This is a genomic window from Chryseobacterium sp. (assembly GCF_019236175.1).
GTDB lineage: Bacteria > Bacteroidota > Bacteroidia > Flavobacteriales > Weeksellaceae > Chryseobacterium.
On sequence record NZ_JAFAJM010000013.1, the window covers coordinates 149,090 to 170,903 of the forward strand.

Below are 21,814 nucleotides of genomic sequence, written 5' to 3' on the forward strand. Positions count from 1 at the left end.
CATTAATATGGGTACCTTTATTTTTTAAACCCAGGAACAGATGTTCAACTTACTTTATCAAAATATCAGCAGGTATACTCAATTTACCAAAGAAGAATTCGGTCGGTTTGCCAACCCTTTCCAGTTAAGGAAATTTAAAAAGAAAGAAATGGTTCTCCGCGAAGGCGATTATTGCCTTTTTGAAGGCTTTGTAACGAAGGGTTGCTTTAAAATATACTACCTGAATGAAAACGGTTTTGAACAGACTTTATACTTCGCTGTTGAAGGGTGGTGGATTACGGATATAGACAGCCTGATTAATCACGTACCAAGTATTCTGAATATTGAAGCTCTGGAAGAAAGTGAAGTGCTGATGGTTTCTAAAAAAGATAAAGATTATTTGTATGAGACAATGCCAAAGGTAGAAAAATTATTCAGGATGATGAATCAGCAGTCCTCAGTGGCTTTACAGCGAAGAATTTTTTCTTTAACCGGAAAAACAGCAGATCAGCGATATCTTGAATTTCTTGAAAAATATCCCGGGCTGGAACAGAAGCTGACCCAACAGCAGGTAGCTTCTTATTTGGGAATTACCCATGAGTTTTTGAGTAAGATCAGAAAAAAAATGGCTTTGGGTAAATAAAATTAGAATGTTGTTTGAAATGTTTATTGGTGAATGGGAATGATCAGTAAATGGATAAAAAATATAAAGTTTTCTTCTTCTTATTATTCTCAATTCTGTTATGAATAATGATTGTTTCTGGTTTGAAAATAAAACAGGATGTATGATTTTGAAATCCGGAAATCAATAGCAGATATATAATGCGTTTATTTTTAGGGATTTAAATATGGCTGATCAGTCTAAAGAATAGAGGTCCTCGATCATTCGGATAGTTAGAATAAATCTGTTTCTTTTTGGTTTTAAAAATTGAATTTTTCTTAGTTTTTTTAATGTTATTAAGAATGGTTCAAAATAAGCAAAACCTGTTCCAAAATGACAAAAAACAGCTTTTTTTACCTCCTTTATAGTTTATCATCCTTATTTTTGCATGTCAAGTATATAAATCATGAAGAAGCTCCAAGATATTCTTATCTCAACCAGGACAATGGCTGTATTGTTGCTGGTGTATGCATTCGCAATGGCTTATGCAACGTTCTTAGAAAACGACTACGGAACTCCTACAGCCAAAGCATTAATTTATGAGGCCAAATGGTTCGAACTGATCATGGTGCTGCTCATTCTCAACTTCATAGGAAATATCGGAAGATATAGACTTTGGAAAAAAGATAAGTGGCCGGTTTTAGTATTCCACCTTGCCTTTGTATTTATTTTTATGGGCGGTGCCATTACCAGATACATCAGTTTCGAAGGTACCATGCACATCAGGGAAGGAGAGACCTCCAATGAAATCGTAACGGATAAAAATTTCTTTAAAATCCAGATCGAAGAAAAAGGAGATGTTCTTAATTATCAGGATGTCCCTTATCTGATGTCTCCGCTACACAAAGATTTCAATGCAGCGTATGACTTCCACGGAAAAGAAGTGAAAGTGTCTGCAAAGGAATACATTCAGAGAAAAAAAGACAGCTTAGTGGCTGAACCGAACGGTGCAGAGTATCTTCATTTGGTTTCTACCGGAAATACAGGAAGACAAAACATTTACATCAAACCAGGCGAAACAAAATCCATCAACGGAACTTTGGTTACGTTCAACAGAGCCATTGAAGGAGCTGTTGAATTTAAAAATGAAGGGGGGAAACTCTTCATCAAAACACCTGTTGATGCAAGTTATATGACGATGGCTACTCAGGCTACCGGAAATACAACGAAAGATGAATTCCAGCCTTTGGCATTGAGAAGTTTATATACTATCAATGAACTAAAACTTGTAGTTCCTGAAGGGCTTAAAAAAGGAAGACTGATGGCTATTGAGGGAGACCGAAAAAAAGATGCAAACGTTCCTGATATGCTTCAGATCGAATTGCAGGGGCCAAAAACAAAGCAACTGGTTGACCTTTCTGTTGAAAAAGGAAATCCCAATGCTTACAAACAGGTTACCATGGATGGTTTAAATATCATGGTGGGATTCGGGCCTAAGGTCTACAATACTCCTTTTGCATTGAAACTGGATGATTTTGTAATGGAAACTTACCCGGGGAGTTCATCTCCAAGTGCCTATGAAAGTCATGTGAAAATCATTGATGAAGGCAAGCAAACACCATATAAAATCTATATGAACCACGTTCTTAATCATAAAGGATACCGTTTTTTCCAGTCAAGTTTTGATCCGGATAGAATGGGCACCGTGCTTTCTGTAAACCATGATTACTGGGGAACTCTGATTTCTTATATCGGATATGGACTCCTATTCTTAGGAATGTTTGTGATCTTCTTCTGGAAGGGAACTCACTTCTGGAAGCTGAATAAGATGCTGACAGATGTAAGCAAAAAGAAAGCAGCTGCAATATTATTAGTGTTTTTAAGTTTAGGTTTAAATGCACAAAAAATTGAAACCCACGGAACAACCGACGGAAGCAGGGAACATGTACATGTAGAAGGTGAAAATCATATGCATGCCCAGCCGCTGGATGGTGCAGCACCAAAGCAGAATTCATTAGCTACGCCAATGGGTAAAATGAGAACAATCTCTCCTGATGAAATTATTGCAAGAAACAAAATCAGCAAAGAACATGCAGATAAATTCGGGTATCTTCTGGTTCAGAACTTTGAAGGAAGAATTGTTCCTATCAATACAGAAGCACTAGATATTTTAAGAAAATTATACAAAAAAGATGAGTTTAAAGGAACAGACGGAAAATACCTTACGGCTAACCAATGGTTCCTTTCTATCAATACCGATACTCCGAGCTGGACAATGGTTCCTATCATCAAAGTAGGGCCAAAGGGTGGAGATGAACTGAAAAATAAAACAAAGGCAGATGAAGACGGATACACTTCATTAATGAACCTTTTCCCTGCAGATGCAAACGGTAACCTGACTTATATTCTGGAACATGACTATAATACGGCATTCCGTAAAAAACCGGCAGAACAGACCAATTATGACAAAGAAGTAATTGCTGTAAACGAGAGAGTACAGATCTTTAATGAGTTTTTCAGCGGACAGTTTATGAGAATAGTTCCTGTAAAGAATGATGCTAACCATACTTGGCATTCATGGCTGGATCAGAAATTTGAACCGGACATGGAATCTCAGCAGGTAATGGGACCTTATTTTGCAGAAGCGCTTACCGCACAGAAAACAGGTGACTGGAACAAAGCAGATACAGAATTGACAAAACTTTCGGATTACCAACAGAAATGGGGGAAAGCAGTAGTTCCTGCAAAATCTAAAGTAGATCTTGAAGTATTCATGAATAAGGTGAATATTAACTTCAAGTTGCTTATTTTCTATACCATTATCGGTGGTCTTCTTTTAATTTTAGGTTTTGTTGAATTATTCAAACCTAAGAAAGTTTTAAATAAAGTGATTAAAGCTATTATCATTCTTGGAGTGGTAGGATATCTGTTCCATTTCCTGGGTCTTGTGGCAAGATGGTATATTTCAGGGCACGCACCTTGGAGTAACGGATATGAGGCGATTATCTTTATTTCATGGGTAGGGATCACTGCAGGACTATTGCTTTACAGAAACTCTAATGCATTAATTCCTGCAGCAGGATTTATGGTAGCTGTTATCATGATGGGATTTGCACACGGAGGATCTGCACTTGATCCGCAGATTACACCCCTTGTTCCTGTATTGAAATCTTACTGGCTGATTGTTCACGTAGCCATCATTACTTCAAGTTATGGTTTCTTTGCCCTGTCTATGATTATTGCAGTACTTTCACTGGTATTTTATATTATTTCCAATAAAGAAACCTATAAAATTCATCATGATACGACATTGAAAGAATTGGTTATCGTTTCTGAAATGTCATTAACTATTGGTCTTTTTGCTTTAACAGTAGGAAACTTCTTAGGAGGGATCTGGGCTAATGAATCCTGGGGAAGATACTGGAGCTGGGACCCGAAAGAAACCTGGGCTTTCATTTCCATTATGGTATATGCTTTTGTACTTCACATGAGACTGGTTCCCGGATTAAGAAGCAGATGGGCATTCCATGTGGCAACTATGTTTGCGTTCTGTTCAATGGTAATGACTTATTTTGGGGTTAATTACTATCTGAGCGGTCTTCACTCTTATGCTGCTGGAGATCCGGTACCTGTACCGGCTTGGGTATACATCGGAATCGCAACCATGATTGCTCTTTCAGCCGTTTCTTATTTTAAGTTTAAAGTATTAACAAAGAAATAAAAGGAAAACCTGCATACATCTAAATCCCGGAATTAAATTTCCGGGATTTTTTTTTGATACGGCTTGTGAGGTGTATAGCTCCTAGCCAAAAAAAATCATCATTTATATTTTTTATTCATAATTTCTTCCTAAATTTATGATATCAAAATAATATCAAATTAAAAATTCAATCATGGAAAAAACATTAAAACCCATATCGGGTTATTTAACTTTAGTGATCTGCCTGATTTTGTTTGCTGTTTCAGTATATTTCTTTATTTCAGGTGTAGATCAGAGTGTAGCTTATGTTGTTATTGCAATGTTATGTTTTCTGCTTTCATGCTTTTTCTTAAAAGGGTTAATGATTATTCAGCCTAATCATTCAAGAGTGCTGAACTTCTTTGGAAAGTATGTAGGTACCGTAAAAGAAAACGGATTGTTCTTTATCAATCCTCTGTATTCATCACAAAGAATAAGTCTTCGTTCTGAAAACCTTCAGGGGCAAACATTGAAAGTAAATGATAAAATGGGAAACCCCATTGAAATTGCAGCCGTAATTGTATGGAAAGTAGGAGATACTTATAAAGCAGCGTATGAAGTGGAAAGATATACGGATTATGTAAGGATGCAGAGTGAAGCTGCGGTAAGACACCTTGCGGTAAGTTTTCCGTATGATAATCTTGAAGATGAACATGCGGATATTACCCTGAGAGACGGAGGAGATCAGGTCAATAAAATCCTGGAACAGGAATTATTGGAAAGACTGGCTCCTGCAGGAATTGTTATTCAGGAAGCAAGAATTACCCATCTGGCATATGCTTCGGAAATTGCAGGTGCAATGCTTCAGAGACAGCAGGCTACAGCTATTGTAGCAGCAAGAACAAAAATTGTTGAAGGTGCTGTAGGAATGGTAGATTTGGCTTTAAAAAAACTTTCCGCTGACAATATCGTTGAACTTGATGATGAAAGAAAAGCAGCAATGGTGAGCAATCTTATGGTAGTCCTTTGTGGTGAAAAAGCAGCAACACCTATATTGAATGCGGGAACACTCTATAACTAAGAAGAAAAGGTGAAATTACGACATTATAATGCCGTAGCCCAATAATAAACATTCGTGTAAAACAGAAAAAATGAAATCAGAAAAAACTCAGAACTCTTCAGAAAACAAAGGCAAAAAATCCTTTGTACTAAGAATAGATGAGTCTACTTACAAACTTCTGGAGAAGTGGGCGAATGATGAATTCAGGAGTGTAAACGGTCAGATTGAATACCTGCTGCATCAGAGCCTGGTCAATTCCGGAAGAAAAAAGAAAGAATAATTGACCAGTAAGTGAAAAAATGATGTGTAAAAAATTGCGAAATACATAAAAAAAGTGACTATTTTTAATGATTTGCAATAGGCTCAATATCATTTTGCGGGTTATATGAAAAAACAAAAAGCTGAGAAATTTTCTCAGCTTTTATTTTATACAGCTTTGAAGACTGTCTGCGCCAAAATAGAATATGACCAGCCAGATCAAGCCTTTGATGGTGAAGAAGGCCAATCCGGCCCATCCCACACGTTTAAACCATTTTTTAAACTTTGAGTTATTTTCTTGTGAATTTTCCATTGGTGAATATTAAAAATATTACACTACAAAGATAAACATGTTTATAATTAGTCCAAATAAAAAACGTGATAAAAAATTAAGTTTTGAGGTTCACATAATATTTTTATCTTTAGAGAGAACGAAAAGTAAGATTTTATGTCAAAAAAAGTAAAGGATTTCGGAATCGAAAAAACACTCAAAAACCTTGGGATCAAAGAAGAAAATAAAGGGACTTCAGTGGGCGGAAAATATTTCGCTTCAGGAAAGACGATAGAAAGCATCTCTCCTGTGGACGGAAAATTAATTGCCAAAGTAAAGACTTCCGGAGAAAGTGATTATGACAAAGTAATTGAAACTGCTCAAAAGGCATTTCAGGAATTCAGGCTGATTCCGGCTCCTAAAAGAGGAGAAATCGTGAGACAACTCGGCTTAAAATTAAGAGAATATAAAGAAGATCTTGGAAAACTTGTTTCTTATGAAATGGGTAAATCATTACAGGAAGGACTTGGAGAAGTTCAGGAAATGATCGATATCTGTGATTTTGCAGTAGGACTTTCAAGACAACTTCAGGGATATACGATGCACTCTGAAAGACCAGGACACAGAATGTATGAACAATACCATCCGCTGGGTGTGGTGGGAATCATCACTGCATTTAATTTCCCGGTGGCTGTATGGTCATGGAATACGGCTTTAGCATGGATCTGTGGTAATGTTACCATTTGGAAGCCATCTGAGAAAACTCCGCTTTGTGCGATTGCGTGTCAGAATATTATGAATGAAGTTATAAAGGAAAACAATCTTCCTGAAGGCGTTTCAAGTGTATTGGTATCTGATCATGAAATCGGACAGAAACTGGTGGATGATAAAAGAGTAGCTTTGGTTTCTTTCACAGGATCTACACGAGTAGGAAGAATGGTTTCTTCTAAAGTAGCGGAAAGATTCGGAAAATCAATCCTTGAACTGGGAGGGAATAATGCGATTATTATTACGAAAGATGCAGACATCGATATGTCTATCATCGGAGCGGTATTCGGAGCAGTAGGAACAGCAGGACAGAGGTGTACTTCTACAAGAAGGCTCATCATCCACGAAAGTGTTTATGATGAAGTAAAAACTAGACTTGTAAAAGCATATGGTCAGTTAAAAATCGGAAATCCGCTGGACGAAATGAACCATGTGGGTCCTTTAATTGATACGGATGCTGTCAACCAGTATGAAGAAGCGATCAAAAAATGTAAAAAAGAAGGAGGTAAATTCGTTGTTGAAGGCGGAGTGCTATCCGGAAAAGAATATGAATCAGGATGTTATGTGACACCATGTGTGGCAGAAGTGAAGAATTCCTATGAAATCGTTCAGCACGAAACATTTGCGCCGATTTTATATGTAATTAAATACAAAACATTGGAAGAAGCAATTGCTATCCAGAATGATGTTCCGCAAGGTTTATCTTCTGCGATCATGACACAAAACCTCAGAGAAGCAGAATTATTCCTTTCTCATGCAGGATCGGATTGCGGTATTGCCAATGTAAATATCGGAACTTCAGGAGCTGAAATCGGGGGTGCTTTCGGTGGTGAGAAAGAAACCGGAGGTGGAAGAGAATCCGGATCAGACGCATGGAAATACTATATGAGAAGGCAAACTAATACTATAAATTATACAGCTAAACTTCCTTTAGCACAAGGAATTAAGTTTGATTTATAAAAGCTTTACTTCAATACAAAAAAACTAAAAAACAAAAATTAATAACCTGAATAATGATGGGGCTCTTCACAGATCATTTCATTGTTCATTTATTAAATCACACATCAATTTATTATGGAACAAACATTAGATATAAAAGCAAATAAAGTAAAAGAAACGGTAGGAAAACATGTTTTGGCAGACGGTTTCGATTTTGTGATGGATATTGAAAAATCCCACGGATCATGGCTTTACGATAAACTTACAGACAGAGAATACCTGGATATGTTCTCTATGTTTGCCTCAGCGTCTGTCGGCTACAACCATCCTTATCTTATGGAAAGATCAGAATGGTTAGGCAGAATGGCTGTCAATAAACCTACTTTAGCGGATGTTTACTCTGAAGAATATGCTCACTTTTTAGAAGTATTTGAAAGAGTGGTTATCCCTGAAGAATTACAATATGCTTTCTTTATCGAAGGCGGAACTCTGGGCGTTGAAAATGCAATGAAAGCATGCTTCGACTGGAAGACCCGCAAAAACTTTGCAAAAGGACTTGATACTGAGGCTGGAATCTGTATTCACTTCAAACAGGCTTTCCACGGAAGAAGCGGTTATACTCTAAGCTTAACAAATACTTCTGACCCAAGAAAATACCAGTATTTCCCAATGTTCAACTGGCCGAGAATTTTAAATCCAAAATTGAAATTCCCGATTACAGAAGAAAACCTTGAAGAAACGATCAAAAATGAAAACCTTGCATTAGTACAGATTGAAGAAGCTATTTTGATGCACCCCGATAAAGTGGCATGTATCATCATTGAGCCGATTCAGGCTGAAGGAGGTGACAATCACTTCAGAGACGAATTCCTGTTGGGATTAAGAAGAATCTGTGATGACAACGAAATCTTACTTATTTTTGATGAAGTTCAGACAGGTATCGGAATTACAGGAAAAATGTGGGCATTCCAGCATTTTACAGCAAAACCGGATATTATTTCTTTCGGAAAAAAAGCACAGGTTTGCGGAGTGTTAGCCAATAAAGAGAAATTCGATGAAGTTCCGAATAACGTTTTCAGAGAAAGTTCAAGAATCAACTCTACATTCGGAGGAAACTTTATCGATATGCTTCGATTCCAATTGGTAATGGAAGTCATCGAAAAAGAAAACCTTGTTGAAAATGCAAGAGTGGTAGGAGATTTCCTGTTAGAAAGTCTGAAGGTCCTTGCTGAGAAATATCCTGAAAAAATTTCAAATGCGAGAGGAAGAGGACTGATGTGTGCTGTTGATCTACCGTCTGCAGCTCAAAGAAATCATATGATGAATGAGCTGTTTAACGATGGTCTAATTATTCTTCCTTGTGGAGATGTGTCTTTACGTTTCAGACCGCATCTTAATGTTACCAAAGCAGAAATTCAACTGGCATTAGATAAAATTGAAAATAATATTAATAAAATTTAAAACAGCAGATTTGTAATTTTCAAAAAATCATTGTATATTTAGATACTCAAACAATATAGGATATGGAAAGAAGTACGAGAGTATCAGTTTATGAAAGTGATAACCCTTCAGAAATTCAGTTGGTTAAGTCTAAATTGGATGATGCACAAATTACAAATACCGTTGAAAATAGTTATCTTACATTTACTACCACCCCTACAGCAACTTCGCTAAAGGTAATGGTAGATCTGGACGACGAGAAAAAAGCATTTGAAATTATTGATGCTTACCTTCAACAAAGTGAAAATCAATAAACAATTTCATAATTTTAAATTTTACTACTTCGAACCGAAAATTAATTTTAATTAATTTTCGGTTTTTTAATTAATTATCAACTATTAAAAGAGGAAAATCTCAAAGATTGAATGAACAGCAAATTTTATAACATGAATCCAGAAATTACATTAAGAAAAGCGGAAATTGAAGAAAGACACATTATTTGGGGGATTATCCAACAGTCTATTGAAAGAAGAAAACAGGACGGAAGTACACAATGGCAGAACGGATATCCCAACCTCGGAACAGTAGAAAGTGATATTGCAAAAAATTTAGGATATGTGCTTACTGTAGATGGTGAGATTGCAGTATATGCAGCGTTAATTCTAAATGACGAACCCGCTTATAGTACTATTGAAGGAGCCTGGCTGAGCGACGGAGAATTTGTGGTTGTTCACAGAGTCGCTGTGGATGAGAAATTTGCTGGCCGGGGAATGGTGAAAAAATTATTTGATCATATTGAAGACTTTACCAGATCTCATGGTATTCAGAGTGTAAAAGTGGATACGAATCACGATAATATAGCGATGTTAAAAATCCTGGAAGGTAAAGGATATTCGTATTGCGGGGAAGTTCTTTTAAAAGACGGAATGCGGAAAGCTTTTGAGAAGATTATTATTTAGGCAAAAAGTTAAATCTGTTTTCATTGAATTTTTAAAACGCCCTGTATTTATAATCTCTATCAGCTTTGTTCGTTTGGTTCCGAACTAATTTTTACTTTTGTTCAAATTTTTATATTATGCACCAAAGTATAGAAATTGATGAAAAAATCTTTCAAGATGCCGTAAAATTTTATGGCACCGTTTTCAACTTACCGCCATTAGCCTCAAAAATTTATTCCTACCTTCTTTTCGATTATGAGAAAGTAGGAATTACTTTTGATGAGTTTGTGGAGGTACTTTCTGCCAGCAAAAGCTCAGTCTCTACAAGCATTTCACTGCTGCTTAATGCAGAGCTTATCATAGATCATAATAAGATGGATGAGCGAAAACGGTATTTTTTCATTAATGACGATTACAAGAAAATAAGATTCGAAAAAATAGTTCAAAAGATGCAGGACGAATTAAGACTACTAGATGATTTAAACAATTTTAAAAAAAGTAACGACGATGGATATAACGAAAGAATAGAACATTACAAAACACTCTTAAATAAAAACATAGAAAATATTCAGGAATCTCTTAATAAACTATAAAATGAATAATAAGCTAGTTATACTTTCTATTGCAGCGTTTTCACTGACAGCCTGCAAAAAAGAAGCTCCGAAGCAGGATGGTGCAAAGCCTTATCCTGTGGTTTCAGTGGAGTCAAAAAATATAGTAGGTTATCAGACGTTTCCGGCTACCATTCAGGGTAGGGTAAACAATGATGTACGTGCCAAAATACAGGGATATATTACCCAATTATTGGTAGATGAAGGACAATATGTTACAAAAGGACAGCCTTTGTTCCGTCTGGAAACCAATATTCTGAGCGAAAATGCAGCAGCTTCCAAAGCAGGAATCAGTGCTGCCGAATCTACCATTGCTGCTGCACAGGCTTCTGTAAATGCTGCACAGGTAGAAGTGAATAAACTTAAACCTCTTGTTCAGAAAAATATCATCAGTAATGTACAGCTACAGACTGCGCAGGCTAATTTAGCCCAGGCTCAGGCTCAGCTGCAACAGGCTAATGCGGCCAAAAGACAGGCTGTTGCCAATTACAAAGGAGTAGAAGCCAATATCGAATATTCTATCATTCGTGCTCCTATTTCAGGAGTTGTCGGAAAACTCCCTCTGAAAGTGGGAAGTTTGGTAGGACCTTCTGATCAGACTCCTCTGACAACGATTTCTGATACTTCTCAGGTATTTGCTTATTTTGCCATGAATGAAAAGGAATATTTCGATTTCCTTGAAAAAGTTCCTGGGGCTTCCATGCCGGAAAAAATCAAAAATCTTCCTATGGTTGAATTACAGCTTGCTAACGGAAGTCTTTATCCTGAAAAAGGAAAAATTGAAGCGATTACCGGCCAGATTGACCCTACTACGGGAACCATTCAGTTCAGAGTAGGATTTACCAACGCTCAGAAACTGCTAAGCAACGGAAACAGCGGAACTATCAGATTCCCTCAACACTATGATAACGTATTGGTAGTTCCTGAAAGTGCGACTTATGAGCAACAGGGTATCGTTTACGTATATAAAGTGGAAAAAGGGGATACTGCCAGAAATGTGGTCGTTAATGTAATCGACAGAATTGACAATCTTGCCCTTATCAAATCGGGGGTAAATAAAGGTGAAACTGTTGTTGCTGCCGGTATCGGAGGTCTGAAACCCGGAACTGCCGTGAAGCCGAAACCCATCAAAATGGATAGTCTTGTTCAATCAATAAAACCGAAATTCTAATGATAAAAAACTTTATTAACAGACCGGTTTTATCTACCGTAATCTCAATTCTTATTGTGATTCTCGGTATATTAGGACTTGTCTCGTTACCGGTGACTCAGTATCCGGATATTGCTCCTCCCACGGTAAGCGTTACCGCAAACTATACGGGAGCCAATGCGGAAACTGTAATGAAAAGTGTGGTTGTTCCTCTGGAAGAGCAGATCAATGGGGTGGAAGGAATGGATTATATCACTTCTTCTGCTGGAAATGACGGTTCTGCGCAGATTCAGGTGTTTTTTAAGCAAGGAATTGACCCGGATATTGCTGCGGTAAACGTACAGAACCGTGTAGCCAGAGCAACACCTTTACTGCCTTCTGAAGTAACACGCTCAGGGGTGGTAACACAGAAACAGCAGACCAGTGCTCTGATGTATATGTCTTTCTATTCTGAAAATAAGGATCTGAATGATGTGTATCTTCAGAACTTTCTGAATATCAATATTATTCCAAACCTTAAAAGGGTAAATGGTGTAGGGGATGCCAACGTTTTCGGGGGTAAAAACTATTCCATGAGAATCTGGCTGGATCCTGCAAAAATGGCTGCCTACGGAGTAACACCTACAGACGTTACAAATGCGATCAACGAGCAAAGTAGAGAAGCTGCAGCAGGTTCTATCGGACAGAACAGCGGAAGTTCTTTTGAATACATCATCAAATATGTAGGAAAGTTCAACGATAAGGGACAGTATGACAATATCATCATTAAATCCCTTAAAGACGGACAAAATCTGATGCTGAAAGATGTGGCGAAAGTAGAATTGGCCGGCCAGTCTTATACCGGAATCGGGGAAAACGGAAACAGTCCTTCCATCAGTATGGGGATCTTCCAGACACCGGGTTCCAATGCACAGGAAATTATTAAAAATATCAAGACTTACCTGAAATCGGCAGAGAGTACTTTCCCGAAAGGAATTAAATATACTTTTAACTTCGATACGAACGAGTTCCTTGATGCTTCTATTGAAAAGGTTGTTCATACCTTGCTTGAAGCATTTATCCTTGTATTTATCGTGGTGTATATATTCCTACAGGATTTCAGATCTACATTGATTCCGGCAATTGCAGTTCCGGTATCGATTGTAGGAGCATTCTTCTTCCTGAATTTATTCGGATATTCACTCAACCTTTTAACCTTATTCGCCCTTGTACTGGCAATTGGTATTGTGGTGGATGATGCCATTGTGGTCGTTGAGGCGGTGCACGCTAAAATGGAACACGGTATTTCTGACGCGAAGAAAGCAACTGTAGAAGCGATGGATGAAATTACAGGGGCGATTATTTCTATCACCCTGGTAATGGCATCGGTATTTATTCCGGTAACATTTATCAAGGGGCCTACCGGAGTATTCTATCAGCAGTTTGGTATTACCCTAATTGTAGCCATCGTAATTTCTGCGATTAATGCATTGACATTAAGTCCGGTTTTATGTTCTTTATTCTTAAAACCGCATGCAGAGCATCATGAAAAGTACCAAAGTATGAACTTTATGCAGAAATTTTTCTACAAGTTCAATATTGCTTTTAAAACAACGACTGAGCGTTACGGAAGAGGATTCGTATTCCTTTTAAGACATAAATGGGTTACCCTGATTATTTTCGCGGTTACAGGCGGTATCTTATTCTGGGCAAGCAGTACCATGAAGAAAGGTTTCGTACCTACAGAAGACCGCGGGATTATCTTTACAGATGTACAGCTTCCTCCGGGGGCTTCTATGGAAAGAACCTATAATGTACTGAAAACACTTCAGGCGAATGCACTGAAAGTTCCGGGAGTACAAAACGTGACCATCTCTACCGGTAGAGGTTTCTTATCCGGAAACGGAAGTAACAACGGTCTTGCTTTCATTAAATTAAAGCCGTTTGAAGACAGGAAAAAAGATGGGCAGAGCTCTGATGATATTACCAAAAAATTATTCGGTATTTCAGGTTCCGTTCCTGATGCAAAAGTAGTATTCTTCCAGCCTCCGAGTGTACCAGGTTTTGGTAATAGTGCAGGTTTTGAAATGGTATTACTGGATAAATCAGGAGGTGAATATGCGGATCTTGATGCAAAGACGAATGAGTTTATCGGGAAACTGATGCAGAGACCTGAAATCGAATTTGCCCAAACTTCATTCAATACAAAATACCCTCAGTATCAAATGGATATCAATGTTCCGCTGGCTAAGCAGCTTGGCGTATCTGTAAGTGATATCCTTGCGACAATGCAGGGGTATATCGGAGGTATTTATACCGCTGACTTTACCAAATACGGAAAGCAGTTCAGAGTAATGGTTCAGGCTCTTCCTGAAAACAGAAAAAGCATTGACAACCTGAATGAGCTGTATGTAAGAACAGGATCTGGTGTCATGTCTCCGATCTCTCAGTTTGTAACCCTTAGCAAAGCATACGGACCACAGTCTGTAAGCCGTTATAACCTGTTTACTTCGGTGAAGATTACGGGAGCCAACTCTGCGGGATTCAGTTCCGGGGATGCGATTGCAGCTGTACAGCAGGTAGCCGGAGAAACTCTGAACCAGAATTACGCTGTTGAGTTTACCGGATTATCCAGAGAAGAATTGGCATCAGGATCTCAGACGCTGATCATATTTGCCTTAAGTTTGATTTTTGTCTACTTTATCCTTTCAGCACAATATGAAAGTTATATCCTTCCGCTGGTGGTTGTAATTTCTCTTCCTTTAGGGGTAATGGGAGCTTATTTCGGTCAGAAGATCATGGGCTTGGAAAACAATATTTATTTCCAGATTGCACTGATCATGCTTGTAGGGCTATTGGCGAAAAATGCGATCCTTATTGTCGAATTTGCGATTCAGAGAAGACACCACGGAGAAACCATCGTCATGTCTGCCATTAATGCTGCAAAAGCGAGGCTAAGACCAATCCTGATGACTTCATTTGCTTTTATCTTCGGTTTATTGCCTTTGGTATTAGCAAGCGGAATCGGGGCGGTAGGTAACCGTTCCATTGCAACCGGAGCAGCAATTGGTCTATTGATAGGGACTATTTTAGGACTTTTTGTAATCCCGGTACTGTACGTGATTTTTGAAACACTACAGGAAAAGATCAAGCCTATTAAAAAAGAAGAAATCAATTTAGCAGAATAAAAATTAAAAATTCGGGGCCCGGAAATTAGATCTTTAACCGATATCTGATTTCCGACCTCTGATTTCTAACTTCTAATTTTAAATAATGAAGAGTTTATTAAATATCATAAAAGGAATAACTTTTTCAGTCTTCATACTGGGAGCCATTACATCCTGTATGGCCAGAAAAGAGTATGAAAGACCGAAGAACGTTGTTGACGAAAAGCTGTACCGTACCGATATGCTTCCTTCAGACAGTACGACTATTGCTAATATCTCCTGGAAAGAGATCTTCACGGATCCTATTCTTCAGAAACATATTTCAAAAGCACTGGATAACAACCTTGATATCAGAATCGCTTTAGAAAGTATCAATTCTGCTGAAGCCTATCTGAAACAAAGCAAGGCCGCATATCAGCCTACGCTGAGCATCGGACCTAATTATACCTTTCAGACCCAGTCTATCAACACGCAGTTTGGGCAAATCATCGGATCAAGAAGATATGTAAACCAGTTTGATATCACAGCCAGTCTCGGATGGGAAGCGGATATCTGGGGTAAACTGAAAGCTCAGGAAAAAGCTCAGCTTGCCACGTATTTAGGAACTGTGGCAGCTCATAAAGCCGTAAAAAGCAGTCTGGTATCTTCCATCGCTTCGGCTTATTATCAGTTGCTGACTTTCGACGCCCAGAAAAAAATTATCTCGGAAACGATTGCAGTACGTGAAAAAAACTTAGAAACAACGAAAGCTTTAAAGATTTCAGGCACCGTAACAGAAGTAGCTGTACAGCAGAGTGAGGCTCTTGTTTTCAATGCAAAATCTCTATTGATAGACATTGATACGCAAATCCAGCTGCTTGAAAATACCATGAGTCTTTTGATGGGAGAACCGTCACATACGATTGAAAGATCTACTCTGGAAGGACAGAAGCTTCCGATCGATCTTAGACTGGGATACCCGACCCAATTGCTGGCTAACCGTCCGGACGTGATGAGAGCGGAATATAATCTGATGAATGCTTTCGAACTGACTAATGCTGCGAAAGCCCAGTTTTATCCGACACTGAAGATCACCGGAAGCGGGGGAGTTCAGTCTGTGGATATCGACCACCTTTTCAGCGTGAATTCACTATTTGCCAATGTAGTGGCTGGTTTAGCCCAACCGATTTTAAACAGAAGACAGATCAAGACCAACTATGACGTGAGTCTTGCGAATCAGGAAACGGCTTATCTGAATTTCAGAAAGACAGTGCTTACTGCCGGAAAAGAAGTTTCTGATGCGATCAGAGTATTTTCGGTACAGGATTCTTTTATCGAACTGAAAGAAAAAGAGCTGGATGCTTATAAAAAATCAGTAGACTATTCTCAGGAGCTGGTAAATTACGGGATGGCCAACTATCTTGAAGTATTGAATGCCAGTGTGAATTCATTAAATGCAGAACTTAATATTTCCAATGCAAGATACAGTAAAATGAAGGCTGCCGTTGAGCTTTATCAGGCTTTAGGCGGAGGCTGGAAATAAACAGTTTTTTTGTTAGATACATAAAAACGTGTACCGTTAAGGTGCACGTTTTTTTTGACCAACTTTTTAATTTACGTTAAAATTTTGTAAAGTATTCGTTTTTATTTGTATATATGTATTTAACTACGTAGTTTTATACTTTAAAATTAAATGCTATGAAATTTGAGATTCTGCCTATAGGGGATTCGTATTCGGAACAGGCGATTGATTTGATTTTGACTATTCAGCAGAAGGAATTTAATATTCCTATTACGATAACAGATCAGCCGGATCTGCTGCAGATTGAGAGCTTTTACAGGAAAGCCGGCGGAAATTTCTGGGGGGCTTTTGTGGATCATGAACTGGTGGGTTCCATTGCTTTGGTGAAATTTGATGAGAGGGCAGGAGCCATTCGGAAAATGTTTGTGAAGAAAGAATTCAGAGGGAAAGAGTTTAATATTGCCCAGGTTCTGTTGGAAGTGCTGATCAGTTTCTGTCGTGACAACGGAATTGATGATCTCTATCTGGGAACGATAACTGTTCTCAAGGCAGCCCAGCGCTTTTATGAAAGGAACCATTTTACAAAAATAGCCAAAGATGAGCTTCCGGCCCTGTTTCCGCTAATGAGTGCGGACGATATCTTTTACCACTTAAATATCAGATGATCATGAATAATGTAATCAACGAAGCTGGGATTCTTGCTATTTCAACGCGTCTTCACCGCCTCAGTGAACAGCTCAGAAAGGATGGTGCCATGATCTATAAAGCTTTTGGAATTGACTTTGAGCTGAAATGGTTTCCCGTTATCTTTACCATCTATAAAAAAGAAGTAGCAAGTGTGGTAGAAATTGCCAACGAAATTGGATATACCCATCCGTCCACCATCACTTTACTCAAAGAACTTGAAAAGCTGGAATTAATACAATGGGAAAAGGACAGGCAGGACGAGCGTAAAAGATTGTTTAAGCTGACCTCTAAAGGTAATGAACTTATTGATAAGATGAAACCGGTTTGGGAGCTGATGTCTCAGATCTTAGGTGATATTGCAGACAATAAAAACAATTTGCTGACCGCCATTGATGAAGCCGAAGAGAAACTTGCCGGCCAATCTTTTTACCAGAGAGCGCTACGGCTTAAGAATTCGGGATAAAAACCTGAGAATTCCGTTTTTAAAGAAGTTTTCTATTTTAGGATCAGTGCTTATCCGGACTTTTTGATATGATTTTCAATAGTAAATTTTCTATAAAATTCCACCATAAAAAACCCGCCATTTCCGGCGGGTTTTATTGATTACGTATTTATATGCTGTTGGTTAGAATTTGAAGGTTGCCGCTACGGACCACGTTCTTCCAAATCCCAGGAATCCTGTGTTTCCGTCTGCTACGCCCTGATAAACTCTTCCTGCTTCCTGGTATGTTTTTCCGGCATCCGGACCATTGGCAATTTTATCGGTCGTATGAATATTAGAACTTAGTTCAGAGATATAATATTTGTTGAACAGGTTGTATACATTCGCTCTTAGGGTTAACGATTTTTTCTGATCGATAACGAATTTATAAGAAGCACCTACATCAAATAAATGATAACTCGGTAGTTTTACGATTCCTTTTTCTCTTGCTGCTTCGGTAAGGAAGTTGATCGGGTTGAACTGAGCATATAATTTGTCGTAGTATTCCCAGTTGGCATCAATGCTGAATGCTTTGGTAATATTATAGTCAGCACCGATACTTGCTGTCGTCTGAGCAGCATCTCCAACTTTAAGATCTTTGATATTGATGGTTCCTGTTGCTCCGGAAACTTCCTGATTGGTCTGAACATCCATGATGTTGAAACTTGCATTTCCTTTGTATTTCCAGTTACCCATTGAAACCATTCCTCTTAATCTAAGGTTAGCTACCGGTCTTGCTTTTGCTTCCAGCTCAATTCCCTGGTGAAGCTGACCCACATTTAATGCATTATAGAAATAGGCATTTCCAAGTTTAAGCTGAGAGAAGTTGGCCACATCTGCTGCACCAGCGTTGAATGTTCTTGAAATAAAACGATCATCCCATTGCGTTCTGTAGGCATTGATGTTAATATCGATATAGCGTGATTTGAAACCATATCCTAATTCTACAGAAAAGATTCTTTCGTTCTTCGCATCGTTATAGATATTTTGGTTGGATGGGAACAGGGCGTTGAATAGTGGCTGCCTTGAGATCACTCCCGTATTGAAAAATACGTTGTGATGCTCATCGATATTATAGTTTGCACCTCCTTTTACAATATAACCTGTTTTGTGGTACCATTTGGTAGATTGGTTTTCGGGAGTATACAACATATAGTCTATTCTCTTGTAGTACTGTTCGGAAACGGATCCCTGAACGGATGCACTTAGTTTTTCCGTGCTGTATTCAACCATACCGTAGGCACCGGCCCATTTTACAAGGCCCTCGTTGTAAATAGATACTTTCTGGGCATTGCCAAGTTTGGTAAGCGGTTCAGGTTTTACAACCTGGTTTACATAATATCCTTTTGGAGAATTAACGGTATTAGGAACATATAATGCATCAGATCCTAACATATCTGTAACGATATCATAAAGGGCTCCTTTGTATGTTTTAAGGTCAATACCTCCGTTAAAAGTCCAGTTGTTCTTTTTGTAGTTAAGATCAGCAATAGCTCCGTACCAGTCGTGGGCATTGATACTCTGTTTTCTTACAATTCCTGTCGTTCCGTTCAGAGTCGCTACATATTGTCCGTTATAATCAGCAGGAGAGCCTGCAGGTGCCGTAAAGGTAGATTTCTGGAAAGTGTTTCCGTTATAATCCGTTACCATACCGCCTCTGTTATAACGGTAAATCATATCCCAGTTGATGGTACCGTCTCCACCCTGACCGTAGTTCATGAAATTCATAGTTTGTCCGCTGGCATTTTTAATGGAACCGTTAAGTCCGGTACCACCGCCACCGCGTCCCCATGAACCATAGACTACTGTGGAAAGTTTAAGGTTGTCATTGATACTCCAGTCCCAGTTTAGGGATGCAATAGGTTTATGATAGAAGTTAGGGGCTAGATTGAATGAGGATCCGTTCAGCATCCCCGTTTGTGGATTGTATCTTCTTCCGTAGGTTTCAAACTGCTGTAAAGTTGCTACATTGGCACCGGTTGCAGATGATCTTCTCGTATCATGTACCTGAGGTGCTCCGGTTGCAATGAAATTGAATGCATGTTTTTCATTAGGCTTAAATCCTGTTGAGAAAAACCATGAATACCCTTCTCCCTTGGTTCCGTTGATATACCCATCACCTTGCCAACGGGAAAGTAATACTGTTGTTGCCCATTTGTTTTTTAATCCTGAAGAATACATTGCAGATAATCTGGAATAGTTATCATTACCAATTTCTCCTTTGATCATTGCTTTTTGCTCAGAATCGGTAGCTTTGGTTGTGATATTGATGGTACCTCCAACAGAAGGAACCACGAATTTGGAAGCACCTAATCCTCTCTGAATCTGAATGGAGCTTGCAATATCTGCCAATCCTGTCCAGTTTGACCAGTAAACGGTACCTCCCTGCATGTCATTCACGGGCTGCCCGTTGATAATGACAGCGATATTGGCTCCGTCAAAACCTCTCATGTTAATTCTGCTGTCTCCAAATCCACCGCCTACTTTGGTAACGTAAACGGAAGGGGTAGACTTCATAATTTCGGGAAATTCTCTGTTTCCTAATTTCTCCTGAATTTCAGCTGCCTTAATGGTAGAAACTGCAACAGGCGTTTTTCTTTCTTTGGCTGTCTGGGAAAGGTTTCTTCCCACTAACATCACCTCATCAATAGATTTGGATTTTTCTAAAGAATCCTTCGTACTCTGCCCGTAATACAAGGCGGCCGTTGGTAATACAAGCGCTATAATTAGACGCTTCTTGAAAATAATGCTCATGAAATAAACTAGCGTGTTTGAATTTAAGGCTGCAAAGATGACTATTTATTTTTGAATTGAGTATTAAATCTTCATCAGGGGATTTTATAAAGACTGGCAATAGCGCATGATTAGGCATTTTTTGGCTTATATTAATTCACTTCAGCTCCGTTATTCAGACTTTGCGATAAGAATACATTAAAATAGGAGAGGATTTGTTGGAATTAATTCTTAATACCTTAATTTTATTTTTTCTATTTAAAAATTGTATTGTTATACGATGAAGCTTGAAGTTCTTATTAAAAGATTAAAATTCTTAGATAAAAGGAATTTATTAGCCTGCTATTTTGCATATTTCTTAGATTTTATGATGCTTTAGAAGATTTTTTAAGCATGTGCTGGTTTCCAGGAAATGAATATATGTATCATTCTTAAAGGGATCAGCTTTGTTTTTGCTTTAAAAACATTTTAAGCCTTATATAAATACGATAAAAAAAACTCTTCTGATATTCCAGAAGCCCATAGATTTCCTGGGAGTTCTGATATTGGAGCGGAACTTTTTTATTTGCAATTTTTTCTATCTCCCTGCGATGCATGGTTTCCAGTATTACTTTTGAAAAAGATTCTTTAACGCTTTTTTTTGATTTGTCCTGGGAAATTCCGTTGGGATGGGTTCTGTATCGATATAAAACATCATTAATAAATAAAGGATTTCCAACCTCGAGTATTTTAAGATACAGATCCTGATCTACGGCATTGAATAGAGCAGGGTTGATCCCTGATGTTTTGAAATAAGCATCTTTTTTAAAAGTAAAAAAATGAGAAATCTGGATATGGGTATTGAAAAAATAATTGTTATTATAGATTTGTTTGCTGTTTTTGAAAACCTTTAGAGGATTTAAAAGCTTATCACAAATCATAAACTTTGAATAGGTGGCTACAATTTCCTTATTATGCCCGAATGCATGCACGGAAGACTCTATAGCATGGGGATATAGAGCGTCATCAGGATCCAGAAAAGCACAGATTCCACCGGATGCAAATTCCATACATTTTCTTTTTGTATATCCGCAACCCATGTTGGTTTCATTGATATAGAGCCTGAATCTCGGATCGTCCTTTATGAGATCCTGAATCTGTAGAAGAGAATCATCGGTGGAAGCATCATCTATAATAATAGCTTCCCAGTTTTGATAAGACTGATGGACTAAAGAGTCGTAACATTCTTTAAAATAGTTACCATTATTATAATGTGCGATAAGAATTGAAAACTTCATTGTGTTAATACTTTAGATAAAACCTGATAAAATTCTTGAGGGGAAAGAAATAATATCAGACCAGGAAATCACTTTGCCTGAACAGTTATGACAACAATCCTGATACCAATCTTTTAAAATTTCTGAACTTATTTGAACTTAGCTGATAGATAAATTATCCGTCAGAAAAGTACTTTACGTCGTTGTTGTCAATTATCAAAAATACACTTCGTGTTTCTGATATAGTGTATGTATTTTATTCAGGAAGTTAGATTATTTATAGAATAATCTTTTTTTAGATTGTTGATGAGTCAAT

The 21,814-nt window shown here is 38.0% G+C and carries 17 protein-coding genes; 14 read left to right on the top strand and 3 right to left on the bottom strand.

Annotated features, from left to right (window positions below; all coding sequences use genetic code 11):
• Positions 1–40: 40 nt before the first annotated feature.
• From JO178_RS10760 to JO178_RS10775, 4 genes are all read left to right on the top strand, one after another.
• Positions 41–622: a Crp/Fnr family transcriptional regulator gene (locus JO178_RS10760; protein ID WP_291935227.1), complete on the top strand. Its 582-nt coding sequence runs from the start codon at positions 41–43 to the stop codon at positions 620–622.
• Between the two features lie 424 nt (positions 623–1,046).
• Positions 1,047–4,301, top strand: a complete 3,255-nt coding sequence (gene ccsA, locus JO178_RS10765) for a cytochrome c biogenesis protein CcsA (protein ID WP_291935230.1) — start codon at positions 1,047–1,049, stop codon at positions 4,299–4,301.
• 172 nt (positions 4,302–4,473) lie between these two features.
• On the top strand, positions 4,474–5,340 hold the full coding sequence (locus JO178_RS10770; RefSeq protein WP_291935232.1) for an SPFH domain-containing protein: 867 nt from the start codon (positions 4,474–4,476) through the stop codon (positions 5,338–5,340).
• Between the two features lie 70 nt (positions 5,341–5,410).
• Positions 5,411–5,599, top strand: coding sequence for an Arc family DNA binding domain-containing protein (locus JO178_RS10775; protein ID WP_291935234.1), 189 nt, complete (start codon positions 5,411–5,413; stop codon positions 5,597–5,599).
• A gap of 141 nt (positions 5,600–5,740) precedes the next feature.
• Here JO178_RS10775 and JO178_RS10780 read toward each other — a convergent pair whose 3' ends face one another.
• Positions 5,741–5,890 (bottom strand): hypothetical protein, encoded by a 150-nt coding sequence (locus tag JO178_RS10780; RefSeq protein ID WP_291935236.1) that lies wholly within the window; start codon positions 5,888–5,890, stop codon positions 5,741–5,743.
• Between the two features lie 135 nt (positions 5,891–6,025).
• Here JO178_RS10780 and JO178_RS10785 point away from each other — a divergent pair, with 135 nt between their 5' ends.
• The 10 genes from JO178_RS10785 (at position 6,026) to JO178_RS10830 (ending at position 17,491) form a co-directional block, all read left to right on the top strand.
• Positions 6,026–7,576, top strand: a complete 1,551-nt coding sequence (locus JO178_RS10785; protein WP_291935238.1) for an aldehyde dehydrogenase family protein — start codon at positions 6,026–6,028, stop codon at positions 7,574–7,576.
• Positions 7,577–7,690: 114 nt separating this feature from the next.
• Positions 7,691–9,016, top strand: a complete 1,326-nt coding sequence (gene lat / locus JO178_RS10790) for an L-lysine 6-transaminase (RefSeq protein ID WP_291935240.1) — start codon at positions 7,691–7,693, stop codon at positions 9,014–9,016.
• 62 nt (positions 9,017–9,078) lie between these two features.
• The gene (locus JO178_RS10795) at positions 9,079–9,309 is read left to right on the top strand and encodes a DUF2007 domain-containing protein (protein WP_291935242.1); all 231 of its coding nucleotides are present in this window, start codon (positions 9,079–9,081) and stop codon (positions 9,307–9,309) included.
• Between the two features lie 132 nt (positions 9,310–9,441).
• The gene (locus JO178_RS10800) at positions 9,442–9,954 is read left to right on the top strand and encodes a GNAT family N-acetyltransferase (RefSeq protein WP_291935244.1); all 513 of its coding nucleotides are present in this window, start codon (positions 9,442–9,444) and stop codon (positions 9,952–9,954) included.
• Positions 9,955–10,070: 116 nt separating this feature from the next.
• Positions 10,071–10,526 carry a transcriptional regulator gene (locus JO178_RS10805; protein ID WP_291935246.1) on the top strand — a complete coding sequence of 152 codons (456 nt, stop codon included), beginning with the start codon at positions 10,071–10,073 and terminating at the stop codon, positions 10,524–10,526.
• 1 nt (position 10,527) lies between these two features.
• The gene (locus JO178_RS10810) at positions 10,528–11,715 is read left to right on the top strand and encodes an efflux RND transporter periplasmic adaptor subunit (RefSeq protein WP_291935248.1); all 1,188 of its coding nucleotides are present in this window, start codon (positions 10,528–10,530) and stop codon (positions 11,713–11,715) included.
• Positions 11,715–14,861 carry an efflux RND transporter permease subunit gene (locus tag JO178_RS10815; protein WP_291935250.1) on the top strand — a complete coding sequence of 1,049 codons (3,147 nt, stop codon included), beginning with the start codon at positions 11,715–11,717 and terminating at the stop codon, positions 14,859–14,861. The genes JO178_RS10810 and JO178_RS10815 overlap by 1 nt, the downstream gene beginning before the upstream one ends.
• A gap of 85 nt (positions 14,862–14,946) precedes the next feature.
• Positions 14,947–16,362: an efflux transporter outer membrane subunit gene (locus JO178_RS10820; protein ID WP_291935252.1), complete on the top strand. Its 1,416-nt coding sequence runs from the start codon at positions 14,947–14,949 to the stop codon at positions 16,360–16,362.
• Positions 16,363–16,517: 155 nt separating this feature from the next.
• Entirely contained in the window at positions 16,518–17,006 is a 489-nt protein-coding gene (locus tag JO178_RS10825; protein WP_291935254.1) for a GNAT family N-acetyltransferase, read from the top strand.
• Between the two features lie 2 nt (positions 17,007–17,008).
• A complete protein-coding gene (locus tag JO178_RS10830; RefSeq protein ID WP_291935256.1) occupies positions 17,009–17,491 on the top strand; it encodes a MarR family winged helix-turn-helix transcriptional regulator in 483 nt (160 codons plus the stop codon).
• 162 nt (positions 17,492–17,653) lie between these two features.
• On the opposite strand, the gene JO178_RS10835 is transcribed toward JO178_RS10830, so the two are convergent.
• Entirely contained in the window at positions 17,654–20,263 is a 2,610-nt protein-coding gene (locus tag JO178_RS10835; protein ID WP_291935258.1) for a TonB-dependent receptor plug domain-containing protein, read from the bottom strand.
• 419 nt (positions 20,264–20,682) lie between these two features.
• Positions 20,683–21,519, bottom strand: coding sequence for a glycosyltransferase family A protein (locus JO178_RS10840; protein ID WP_291935260.1), 837 nt, complete (start codon positions 21,517–21,519; stop codon positions 20,683–20,685).
• Positions 21,520–21,814 lie beyond the last annotated feature (295 nt).